Annotated in this window: 15 protein-coding genes; 11 read left to right on the top strand and 4 right to left on the bottom strand. The window is 32.8% G+C overall.

All coding sequences use genetic code 11. From position 1 onward, the window contains the following. Window positions 1-188: hypothetical protein (locus B3I31_RS13645; RefSeq protein ID WP_291059565.1), on the top strand; the 188-nt coding region annotated here is incomplete at its 5' end. Between the two features lie 4 nt (window positions 189-192). Here B3I31_RS13645 and B3I31_RS13640 read toward each other — a convergent pair. Continuing rightward, window positions 193-1,038: a glycoside hydrolase family 25 protein gene (locus B3I31_RS13640; protein ID WP_291059564.1), complete on the bottom strand. Its 846-nt coding sequence runs from the start codon at window positions 1,036-1,038 to the stop codon at window positions 193-195. Between the two features lie 88 nt (window positions 1,039-1,126). Here B3I31_RS13640 and menA point away from each other — a divergent pair, with 88 nt between their 5' ends. The 3 genes from menA to B3I31_RS13625 all read left to right on the top strand — a co-directional run bounded on the left by menA (window position 1,127) and on the right by B3I31_RS13625 (window position 4,488). Further along, window positions 1,127-2,053 carry a 1,4-dihydroxy-2-naphthoate octaprenyltransferase gene (menA, locus tag B3I31_RS13635; RefSeq protein WP_114999711.1) on the top strand — a complete coding sequence of 309 codons (927 nt, stop codon included), beginning with the start codon at window positions 1,127-1,129 and terminating at the stop codon, window positions 2,051-2,053. A gap of 17 nt (window positions 2,054-2,070) precedes the next feature. Continuing rightward, window positions 2,071-2,751: a metal-dependent hydrolase gene (locus B3I31_RS13630; RefSeq protein ID WP_038332212.1), complete on the top strand. Its 681-nt coding sequence runs from the start codon at window positions 2,071-2,073 to the stop codon at window positions 2,749-2,751. Between the two features lie 105 nt (window positions 2,752-2,856). Then, on the top strand, window positions 2,857-4,488 hold the full coding sequence (locus B3I31_RS13625; RefSeq protein WP_291047093.1) for an ABC-F family ATP-binding cassette domain-containing protein: 1,632 nt from the start codon (window positions 2,857-2,859) through the stop codon (window positions 4,486-4,488). Between the two features lie 44 nt (window positions 4,489-4,532). Here B3I31_RS13625 and B3I31_RS13620 read toward each other — a convergent pair whose 3' ends face one another. Next, complete coding sequence (locus B3I31_RS13620) at window positions 4,533-5,117, bottom strand: PhnA domain-containing protein (RefSeq protein ID WP_291047092.1); 585 nt, start codon at window positions 5,115-5,117, stop codon at window positions 4,533-4,535. A 110-nt stretch (window positions 5,118-5,227) separates the two neighbouring features. On the opposite strand from B3I31_RS13620, the gene B3I31_RS13615 reads away from it, so the two are divergent. Further along, entirely contained in the window at window positions 5,228-6,079 is an 852-nt protein-coding gene (locus tag B3I31_RS13615; protein WP_125350186.1) for an ATP cone domain-containing protein, read from the top strand. Between the two features lie 41 nt (window positions 6,080-6,120). Here the strand turns inward: B3I31_RS13615 and B3I31_RS13610 are convergent, their stop codons facing one another. Next, window positions 6,121-6,588, bottom strand: coding sequence for a DUF4268 domain-containing protein (locus tag B3I31_RS13610; protein ID WP_125350185.1), 468 nt, complete (start codon window positions 6,586-6,588; stop codon window positions 6,121-6,123). Window positions 6,589-6,705: 117 nt separating this feature from the next. On the opposite strand from B3I31_RS13610, the gene B3I31_RS13605 reads away from it, so the two are divergent. The 5 genes from B3I31_RS13605 to B3I31_RS13585 all read left to right on the top strand — a co-directional run bounded on the left by B3I31_RS13605 (window position 6,706) and on the right by B3I31_RS13585 (window position 9,771). Next, window positions 6,706-7,191, top strand: coding sequence for a TlpA family protein disulfide reductase (locus B3I31_RS13605; protein ID WP_280037360.1), 486 nt, complete (start codon window positions 6,706-6,708; stop codon window positions 7,189-7,191). Window positions 7,192-7,353: 162 nt separating this feature from the next. After that, the gene (locus B3I31_RS13600; protein WP_219035149.1) at window positions 7,354-8,316 is read left to right on the top strand and encodes a zinc metalloprotease; all 963 of its coding nucleotides are present in this window, start codon (window positions 7,354-7,356) and stop codon (window positions 8,314-8,316) included. A 97-nt stretch (window positions 8,317-8,413) separates the two neighbouring features. Beyond that, complete coding sequence (locus B3I31_RS13595; RefSeq protein WP_291059561.1) at window positions 8,414-8,701, top strand: hypothetical protein; 288 nt, start codon at window positions 8,414-8,416, stop codon at window positions 8,699-8,701. After that, window positions 8,694-8,870 (top strand): hypothetical protein, encoded by a 177-nt coding sequence (locus B3I31_RS13590; RefSeq protein ID WP_291088165.1) that lies wholly within the window; start codon window positions 8,694-8,696, stop codon window positions 8,868-8,870. The genes B3I31_RS13595 and B3I31_RS13590 overlap by 8 nt, the downstream gene beginning before the upstream one ends. 1 nt (window position 8,871) lies before the next feature. After that, entirely contained in the window at window positions 8,872-9,771 is a 900-nt protein-coding gene (locus B3I31_RS13585) for an MBL fold metallo-hydrolase (RefSeq protein ID WP_219035147.1), read from the top strand. Between the two features lie 60 nt (window positions 9,772-9,831). Here the strand turns inward: B3I31_RS13585 and B3I31_RS13580 are convergent, their stop codons facing one another. Further along, a complete protein-coding gene (locus tag B3I31_RS13580) occupies window positions 9,832-10,773 on the bottom strand; it encodes an NAD(P)H-dependent flavin oxidoreductase (RefSeq protein ID WP_219035146.1) in 942 nt (313 codons plus the stop codon). 170 nt (window positions 10,774-10,943) lie between these two features. On the opposite strand from B3I31_RS13580, the gene B3I31_RS13575 reads away from it, so the two are divergent. Beyond that, window positions 10,944-11,165 (top strand): DUF2795 domain-containing protein, encoded by a 222-nt coding sequence (locus tag B3I31_RS13575; protein ID WP_019976296.1) that lies wholly within the window; start codon window positions 10,944-10,946, stop codon window positions 11,163-11,165. Window positions 11,166-11,181 lie beyond the last annotated feature (16 nt).

The following is an 11,181-nucleotide window of genomic DNA, read 5'->3' as shown; positions in this document are numbered from 1 at the left end:
TTATTAATCAAAATGCACAACAGGTAGAAATTAATAAAAATAAATCATACTCAGACAGTATAATGATACCTGATGAAGATTGCGAGTATTGTTATTTTTACCCTATAATTGAAGAAAATACTATTTTAATGATAAGAAAAGATACATTGATTTATGATGAAAAAGGAGCTGTAAAATTGATTCATTAATTTTCTAAAGCGTCAAACCTTCTAAATCATCAATGGTCCCGTTGTAGATATTCACATCAACTTTATAACGTTTTACACCATCTATGGTTGCTTTTTCGGTAAATTGCCAAAAATCCCAATGCCCTTTCATTTCTTGTACCCAAAAATTGTAATTGGCAATCCAAATAATATAACCATCAAAATGATCTTGTAAATAATCTTCAAAATATTTATCTGATGTATAAATAATCGGTTTGATATCGTAATGCTCTTCAACAATTTTGCACCAATTCTTGATTCCTTCGACTAAACGATCCATGGATTGTGTTTTCGGTAAGGTTTCAATATCCAAAACTGGAGGCAAATCACCATTTTCTAATTTTACTTTTGCAATAAAATTTTGTGCTTGTAAAGTAGAGTTTTCATCTTGACGATAAAAATGATAAGCACCACGCAAAATATTATTTTCTTTTGCACCTTCCCAATTATCCTCAAAAGTCTCATCAATAGACGAAGTTCCCATTGTAGAACGGATAAAAGCAAAATTTATCGGATATAAATTGTAAATCGTATGCATTTTCGTCCAATCAATTTTTCCTTGATAATGCGAAACATCAACACCAAAAGTTTTGAGATAATATTTATCCATCACCTCAATATTTCGGATATCAAATTTTGTGACTTTACCATCAACCAATTTTTCGCCTTTCAACGATTTTTCTACAACCGAAAAATAGTAATGAATACCATGACGATAACGATATGTAAAATAAACAACGCACAAAATCAGTAAACTAATCACATAAGTCGAAAGTTTGATTTTTTTTAATGTACTAAAAATAGATTGTTGTGTTTTCTTTTTACGAGGCATTTTAGTAGTTGAAATAGATAAATTCTATGCAATATTACTTCAATTTTAGATGATAAAAAAAGTAAAATCTTCATTATCTTTGTTCAGTATGAAAAAATGGATATTAGCCGCAAGGCTTCGCACATTACCACTTTCTTTGAGTGGATTATTATTGGCTGGATTTATTGCAAAATCAGAAGGAATTTTTCGAAATGATATATTTTTCTTATCTCTTTTAACAACTTTGGCTTTCCAAATTTTATCAAATTTCGCGAATGATTATGGCGATGCGGTAAAAGGAACGGACGCAAATAGAGTAGGAGAGCAGCGTGCTGTAGCATCTGGATTGATAACTCAAAACCAAATGAAAATAGCTATTGGAATTATGGTTGCAATTTCTTTAGCTTGCGTTTCAGCATTGTTGTATGTATCTTTTTATCCAAATGATATGAAATATATTTACATTTTTCTTGGACTGGGAGTTGCGTCTATTTTTGCAGCAATGGCTTATACAATGGGAAAAAAACCATACGGATATATTGGTTTAGGTGATGTTTTTGTGTTCTTATTCTTTGGGATTTTAGCTGTTGCTGGTGGAGAATTTTTATATTCTAAAGTTTTTCAATGGCAAATTTTATTACCTGCAGCTTCGATGGGATGTTGGAGTGTAGCAGTGCTAAATTTGAACAATATGCGAGATGTGAAAAATGATGTCAAAAACAATAAAATTACTGTTGCATCAAAATTAGGTTTTCAAAAAAGTAAATATTACCAAATGGCTTTAATGACGATTCCGTTCGCATTAAGCGCATTATATGTAACGATGTCACCACTTAAACAAGGTAAATTATCTGGTTTTGTATTTTTAATTTTAATCTTTTTTGCGAACGCCATTCGTCGTCAAATTTTTGCAGTAAAAGATCCTAAAGATTTCGATCCATTCTTGAAACAAGTAGCAATGTTAGCTTTATTTTTCGCTGTATTATTAGGATATAGTTTAATCGGTTTCGATTTTATTGATACTTTAATTCGTTAATCACAAAAAAATATATAATGAAAATTCAATATTTAGGACATGCCTCGCTTGCGATTGAAGCAAACGGTAAACACATTATTGTTGATCCATTTATTACACCAAATGAATTAGCAAAGAATATCGATTTCGAAAGTTTAAAAGCGGATTATATTGTTATTACGCATGCGCATCAAGATCATGTGTATGATGTGGAAGAATTGGCAAAACGTACAGGAGCTTTGATTATTTCGAATGCAGAAATTGCTTCTTATTATTCGGAAAGAGGTTTAAAAGCACACGGAATGAATACAGGTGGTAAATTTAGTTTTGATTTTGGTTCGATTCAATCTACAATTGCATTTCATTCGAGTTCATTTGCTGATGGAACATATGGAGGAGATCCAAATGGTTACATTATCGAAAGTGAAGGAAAGCGAGTTTACATCGCTGGTGATACAGCTTTGACATACGAAATGAAGTTGATTCCGGATACAATTGGACAACTTGATTTAGCAATTTTACCAATCGGAGATAATTTTACGATGGGGGCAAAAAGTGCTTCTATTGCGGCAGAATATGTGCAAGCAACTAAGGTTTTGGGTTATCATTATGATACTTTTCCACCAATTAAAATTGATAAAGCAGAAGCGAAATCTATTTTCTTTTCGCGTCATATTCAATTGATTTTATTAGAAATTGGCGAAGATTTAACGGTTTAAGAAATTCTTTACAATATATAAAAGCTCGAGATAATCTCAAGCTTTTTTATTGATTTGATCTCGGTTGAAAAAGATTATCTTTGCCGCAATTATTCGATAAAATTTATGATTACAGTTAATGATATTGCCGTTCAATTCGGTTCTTCAACGTTGTTTAGTGGAGTTAGTTTTGTGATAAATGAAAATGACAAAATTGCCTTAATGGGTAAAAATGGTGCAGGAAAATCTACTTTACTTAAGATTGTTGCAGGAATCAATAAACCTTCTTTGGGAAATATTTCAGCACCAAAAGATGCGGTAATTGCATATTTGCCGCAACATTTGTTAACCGAAGATAATTGTTCTGTTCGCGAAGAAACGTCAAAAGCTTTTGCTGAATATTTATCAATGAAGAATGAAATTGATGAATTAAATGAGCAATTAACTGTACGAACTGATTACGAAAGTGATGATTATATGAAGCTAATCGAACGCGTTTCGGAAGTCAGTGAAAAATTTTATTCGATAGAAGAAGTAAATTACGAAGCCGAAGTGGAAAAGGTTTTGAAAGGAATGGGATTTGCGCAAGAAGATTTGGATCGATCAACTTCTGAGTTTTCGGGAGGTTGGCGTATGCGAATCGAATTGGCTAAAATTCTTTTGCGTAAACCTGATTTGATTTTATTAGATGAGCCTACAAACCACTTGGATATCGAATCAATTCAATGGTTAGAGGATTTCTTGAAAAATCAAGCCAAAGCTGTTATGGTGATTTCGCACGACCGCACGTTTGTCGATAATATTACAAATCGCACTATTGAAGTTACAATGGGACGAATTTATGATTACAAAGCCAAATATTCTGACTATTTAGTGTTGCGTCAAGATCGTAGAATTCATCAGCAAAAAGCTTATGATGAGCAACAAAAATTCATAGCCGAAAATAAATTATTTATCGAACGTTTTCGCGGAACTTTCTCTAAAACAGAACAAGTACAATCACGCGTTCGTATGTTAGAAAAGTTAGATATTATCGAGGTTGATGAGGTTGATACTTCAGCTTTGAAATTGAAATTCCCTGCGGCTGCACGTTCTGGGCAATATCCTGTTGTAGTCGAAAATTTAGATAAATCGTATGGTGATCATATTGTGTTTAAGGATGCAAATATGGTCATCGAACGAGGACAAAAAGTGGCGTTGGTTGGGAAAAATGGTGAAGGAAAATCAACAATGATTAAAGCGATTATGAATGAAATTGATTTTGAAGGAAAATTAGAAATTGGTCATAATGCACAAATCGGATATTTTGCTCAAAATCAAGCTGCTTTATTAGATGAAGATTTAACTATTTTCGAAACTGTAGATCGCATTGCAGAAGGTGATATCAGAACACAAATTAAAAATATTTTGGGTGCATTCATGTTCAAAGGTGATGATATCGATAAGAAAGTAAAAGTGCTTTCTGGAGGAGAAAAAACACGTTTGGCAATGGTAAAATTGTTGTTAGAACCTTATAATGTCTTGATTTTAGATGAGCCAACAAATCACTTGGATATGAAAACAAAGGATATTATCAAAGATGCGTTGAAAGAATTTGAAGGAACAGTAATTTTAGTTTCTCACGATCGTGATTTCCTAGATGGATTGGCAGAGAAAGTTTTCGAATTTGGAAATAAACGTGTCAAAGAACATTTCGAAGATATCAAAGGTTTTCTTGCAACAAAGAAAATGGAAAACTTGAAAGAAATAGAAAAGTAAATTTTAGATAAAAACAAAAAATCCACTCAACTGAGTGGATTTTTTTATGCTTGTTTTTTCACGAATTTCGTTAAAATAACGATTAATTGTCCGTCAACTTTTCCTTCAATTTGTTCGGTATTATCATGAACTAAACGAATGTTTCGAACAGCAGTTCCAATTTTTGCATTGATAGAAGAACCTTTTACATCCAAATCTTTAATCAATGTCACCGTATCTCCATTCACCAAAATATTTCCATTGCTATCTTTGTGCAAATCCACACTTCCGTCACCTTCGTGATCGCCAGAAGCTTTTGCCCACTCCATATTTTCGTCATCTAAATACATCATGTCTAAAGCATCAGCAGCCCAAGATTCGTTTCTAAAGCGATTTAGCATTCGCCAAGAAAGCACTTGTACGGCAGGAACTTCGCTCCACATAGAAGAAAGTAAAAATGATTCCCAAAAAGAAGCATCTAATTCCTCTTTCTTTTCAATTTGGTTGATACATTTTTGTGTAATGTAAACATTTCGATCAGGATTACTACTTGCATCAGGATTCACTTCATAAATAGCTAAATCCTCTGTAAATCCTGTCAACTCACATTGGTTGCCACTTCTTTCTTGTAAAAATGTTTCTAATTTCATATGTTGATTTTAAAGCTTTGCAAAGATAACCTTTATTTAGAATTTAAACTTTTAAGGATTTTTAATCAGAATTATTTAAATTCGTTAAGAATAAAATTCAACCTTAAAATATGTTAGTAAAGAAAAACTCAGGTGAGTTAATTCCATATAATCCAAAAGCTTTAAAACGTTCATTAACGAAATCTGGCGCAAAAAAAGAGGAAGTTGAAGAAGTTTTCGAATTAGTTTCGAAAGATCTTTACGAGGGTATTCCGACAAGAGAATTGTATAAAATTGCTTTTGCCCATCTCAAAAATTATAGAAATTCGTATGCGGCGCGTTATAGCTTGAAAAGAGCTTTGCGAGATTTGGGACCAGAAGGATACTATTTCGAAAAGTGGATTGGAAAAGTGATGCAAGCGGCAGGATATCAATCTTTGCATTCAGAAATTGTACAAGGAAATGCGGTAACGCACGAAATAGATGTGGTGGCTTCTAAAGGTGATCAGTTACTTTTTTGCGAATGTAAATTTAGAAATGACGAAGATGCCAAAATTTCGGTGACAACACCGATGTATTTTTTATCACGAATGAAAGATGTAGAAGGTCATACGTATCATTTTTTTGGACGAGATATGAAACCAACAAAAGGTTTCTTGGTAACAAATGCTTATTTGACAACTGATAGTATAGATTTTGCAAATTATTATGGAATTGGATTAATTTCTTGGGATTATCCAGAAACAAATAGTATCAAATATTTGGTTGATAATGCGGCTTTGTATCCAATTACATGTTTAACGACTTTGACGCCAGAGCAAGAAAAAGTTCTTTTGTCAAAAGAATGTATTTTGGTGAAAGATTTAAAACAAAATAATAAGTTTTTAGATTCATTAAATTTGTCTCAAGAACAACGAAACGAAGTTTTGGAAGAAACGAATGAATTGTTAGAAATCGAGAATTTTACGTGCGAAATTGCTTAAAATGAAATAAAAAAGAAGCTCAATATTGAGCTTCTTTTGCTTTATAATTCTTTAAAAATCTCAAAACTATCTTTGTGATCGCACCAAAATTCATCCAAATTAATCATTCGATCTTTTAGGAACGGAATAATTTGCGGCCAATCGGTTTCTCTAAAAATACTAATGTTTTCTAAACGTATTTTTATTGTCGAAATCATTTTTCCGTCTTCGTCATAATCTTCTTTTGTCCAAATCCATTTTTCGCCAAGATAATTTTCCAAAACATTTTCATATTCCTCAAACTGTTCATAGATCATCAGTTGAACTGACGGATCTGGATGCGAAATTTCAATCGAAACCTCTGCAAACTTGCGTTCGACATCCGTTCTAAAATAAACACCTTTTATATCCGTTTTGTAATTTATCCAATTAATACGCGTTCCTTCGGCATTCATCTGCAATTTCATATACGTTCCATACGAAATCCAAAAATCCTTTTTTATACGATAAGCATCTTCTTTTGAAAACAAATTGATTATTTTTTTACAAAAATCGGTTTAATATTCTATTCAACAAAATTTCGAGAAAAATAGCTTGGATTGATTCTTGTTCTATTACATTTGAACAAATATTTTTAAAAAGTAAATATGAAACTATTTTCTTTCCTTGGTTTAATGGGAATTTTGGCTTTTTCTACTGTAAATGCACAATCTGTGGAAACTGTAAAATATGAAGCTTTACACGAAAAAATCACAACTTATAAAGATCAAGTTGTTGTCGTTAATTTTTGGGCAACATGGTGTGCTCCTTGCGTTGAAGAAATTCCTGCATTTATGGAAATTAATGAAAAATACAAAGACAATCCCAATTTCAAAATGCTGTTGGTATCTTTGGATCGACCAAAAGTATTGGATAAAGTAAAGAAATTTATAACAGATTATCACATCAATACAGAAGTTGTTTTACTGGATGACACCAAGCGGATGAATGAATGGATTCCTTCTTTCGATTCCAAGTGGGGTGGAAATATTCCTGTTACAATTATTTACAATAAAGGAGAAAAAGTTGTTTTTCATGATCAAGCCATGACCAAATATGAACTGGAGGATGAAATCAATGAAATTCTTCCATAAAATCAGATGTGATATTTTTTCAATTTAACTTCCATTCTTGCAAACTATTATGTACCTGTAATTGTTTCTATTGTTAAAATATGATTTTATTCATGTTTTTAATAAATATTATTGTATTTTTAGTAGACACTAATTAAATAACACTAATTAAATAACAATAATATGAACAAACTTATCTTTACATTAGCTACACTTGCTGTATTCACAGCTTGTAGTGATGACACTAAAAACGAAATGGATCCTCAAGCAGAATCTGCTAATCAAAAAGTTGCAAGTCGAACGTGCGCTTCTGATGAAGTTTTAAAATTACAGCTATCAGAAAATCCTAATCTGGCCTCAAAAATGGCAGATATTGAAGCCCATGCCCAAAACTTTGAAAAAATGCAAGGAAAACTAGTCAATGGAACTATTGTTATCCCTGTTGTTGTAAATGTTTTGTATAAAACGGCCGCTGAAAATATTTCTTTAGCTCAGATTCAATCTCAAATTGATGTTTTAAATAAAGATTTCAATGCACAGAATGCTGATTTTTCACAGGTACCCGCTTTGTTTTCAAATGTAAAAGCAAATGTTGGGATTAAATTTGAATTAGAAACGGTGAACAGAAAACAAACAACAAAAACTTCTTGGGGAACAAATGATGCCATGAAGAAAAGTACAGGAATTCTGCCAACTTCCCCTACAACAAAACTTAATTTATGGGTTTGTACAATCGGAAGTGGTATTCTGGGTTATGCACAATTTCCCGGGGGTAGTTCTGCAACAGACGGAGTGGTAATTGATTCAAGATATTTTGGAAATACAGGAACAGCAACTTACCCGTTCAATTTAGGGAGAACAGCTACTCATGAAGTTGGGCACTGGATGAATTTACGTCACATTTGGGGAGATGGTGGTGGATGTCTAACAGATTATGTGAACGATACGCCTTATCATAATGCACCAAACTATGGTGTCCCTGCATACCCTCATTATAGTACATGTTCAGGATCTCCTGTCGAAATGACCATGAATTATATGGATTATAGTGACGATAGAGGATTATATATGTTCTCTGAAGGACAAAAAAGTAGAATGTTATCTATTTTCAGTCCGGGAGGTGCACGCTATAGCTTCGCTCAATAACATCAGGATAATTAAATATAGTAGTAAAAAACTCTTGAATGAATAGTTCAGGAGTTTTTTATTTTTTGTAAGTTTATCTAAACTTAAAACTACAAAAATGAATAAAAAACATATCAGAAAAGATGTCATTCAGCATCTTATTCAACTTAAACAAGATGAAATAAACGCCTTAAAAGAATCGGAGCGAATTTATACTGAAAGTGCTGATTTAGATGAAGAATCGAGTTTAGAGCTTGATGATTTTGCACAACAAAGTCAGTCGACAGATTCCGCCAGAAATTTACAAATAAGAATTAATCAAGCAACAGAAGATTTAAATAACTTCAGAGTACTTCGCCCTGAGTTGATTGATGAAATAACGGAAGGAAATGTTGTTTTTGACTGACAAAGTTAATTTTGTCATTGGTTTATCTTTCAAAGATTTCGAATGGGAAAATAAAAAGTTTGTAGGAATTAGTACACAAGCACCTATTTTTGAAGCGTTGGTTGGAAAACGAGCCGGCGATAAAATAGAATTTAATGGAATAAAATATACCATAGAAGAAATATTATAGCATGCCAAAAATACATACAATAGACCTGAATTTTCAAAATGAAAAGGAAGCTATCGCAACTTATTTAATCGAAACAGAACAGGGACCGGTTTTAGTCGATCCGGGCCCATACTCCACTTTCGAAAATCTGAAAACAGGAATAGAAGCTTTAGGTTGGCGGGTAATCGATATTGAAAACATATTAATTACACATATTCATTTTGATCACGCTGGTGCTGCATGGAAATTTACAGAACATGGCGCAACAATTTTTTTAAATCCGATTGGTTTACCGCATCTGAAAAATCCTGAGAAATTGTGGGAATCTGCAAAAATGATTTATGGTGACGATATGGATCGTTTGTGGGGAGAAATGAAACCAATTGACGAAGAATATTTGGTTGGTTTGGCAGATGGACAAAGTGTGGAGTTTGGTGATGCTGTTTTTCAGACTGTTTATACGCCTGGACATGCTGTTCATCACAATGCTTATGTGTTGGACGATGTTATTTTTACAGGTGATGTAGCGGGGGTGAAGATAGAAAATGGACCTGTTTCGCCTCCTTGTCCGCCGCCAGATATTAATATTGAATTGTGGAAAGAATCGATTGCTAAATTGAGAAAAATTAATGCAAAAGGAATTTATCCGACGCATTATGGTTATCACGAAGATTTAGAAAATCATTTTGATCAATTAGAAAAAGCTTTAGATGATTGGTCAAATTATATCAAACCGATGTATGATGATAAAATTCCGACCGAAGAAATTGTCCCTGTTTTTGTCGATTATGTCACAAAAAACTATAAAGACTTAGGTTTAACAGAAGATCAAATTCAGGTGTATGAATATGCCAATCCATGCTGGATGTCTGTTAATGGACTAATGCGTTATTGGAAATTAAAAGAACAAGGAAGATTATAAAACGAAAAGCTGTCAAAAATTTTTGACAGCTTTTTTATAGTGTTTAAAACTGAACGATGATTATAATCGAATTAATTTATCTTTTGCAACTTGATAATCTACTAATAAATCGTCGAAAACTTCTGCAACTGTCGGAATAGAATCGATTAATGACGAAACTTGACCAATTTCTAATTCTCCATTTACCAAATCGCCTTCAAACATTCCTTTCTTAGAACGTCCTCTACCCAAAAGTTCTTTCAAATCTTCTGCGGTTGTGCCTTGTTGATATTTTTCTTGAACTTGATTATAAAACTCATTTTTAATCAATCGAACAGGAGCCAATTCTTTCAATGTAAGTTGCGTGTCACCTTCTTGCGCATTTACAATCACATCTTTGAAAGCTTGATTAGCAGAAGATTCCTGAGTTGCAGCAAAACGAGAACCAATTTGTACTCCATCTGCACCTAATGCAAATGCTGCTAAAATTTGAGAACCTGTTCCAATTCCTCCAGCAGCAATTAATGGAATATCGATTTGACGTTTCACATTCGGAATAAGACAAAGTGTAGTGGTTTCTTCTCTGCCATTATGTCCGCCAGCTTCAAAACCTTCTGCCACGACAGCATCCACTCCTGCATCTTGAGATTTTAATGCAAATTTGGCACTACTGACAACATGTGCAACAGTTATTCCTTCTTTTTTTAAAGTTTCTGTCCACGTTTTTGGATTTCCGGCAGAAGTAAAAACAACTTTTACACCTTCCTCCACAATAATTTGCATAATTTCTTCAATATTCGGATAAAGCATTGGAACATTAACGCCAAAAGAATGATTTGTAGCAGCTTTACACTTCTTTATATGCTCGCGTAAAACATCAGGATACATGCTTCCAGCACCTATTAAACCTAGTCCTCCAGCATTACTTACAGCTGACGCTAATCGCCAACCACTATTCCAAATCATACCACCTTGAATAATTGGATATTTTATTGCAAATAATTTTGTTATATTCGTGTCCATTTTCGTTATATTTAGGCATAAAATTAAATAAATATAGAGAACGAAAAAATTTAATTTTAACATAAATACTGACAGTTTGACTTTGGCAGATTATTTGATTTGCAAAAAATCAAATTTTAGAAAATAAATTAGAGTTTAATTGTCTCTACTAATAATAAAAAATATAAGCTATGTATTGGACTTTAGAATTAGCATCTTATTTAAGTGATGCACCTTGGCCAGCAACAAAAGATGAATTAATTGATTACGCAATTCGTACTGGTGCACCTTTGGAAGTTGTAGAAAACTTACAATCTATTGAGGATGAAGGAGATTCTTACGAAAGCATTGAAGAAATTTGGGCTGACTATCCAACGGACGACGATTTCCTTTGGAACGAGGACGAATATTAAAAATAAAAAAGCCCAA

Source organism: Empedobacter sp. UBA3475 (genome assembly GCF_002378465.1).
In the GTDB taxonomy this organism is placed as follows: domain Bacteria; phylum Bacteroidota; class Bacteroidia; order Flavobacteriales; family Weeksellaceae; genus Empedobacter; species Empedobacter falsenii_B.
The sequence above is the reverse complement of the archived record's forward strand: the minus strand, read 5'-3'. Positions and strand labels throughout refer to the sequence as shown.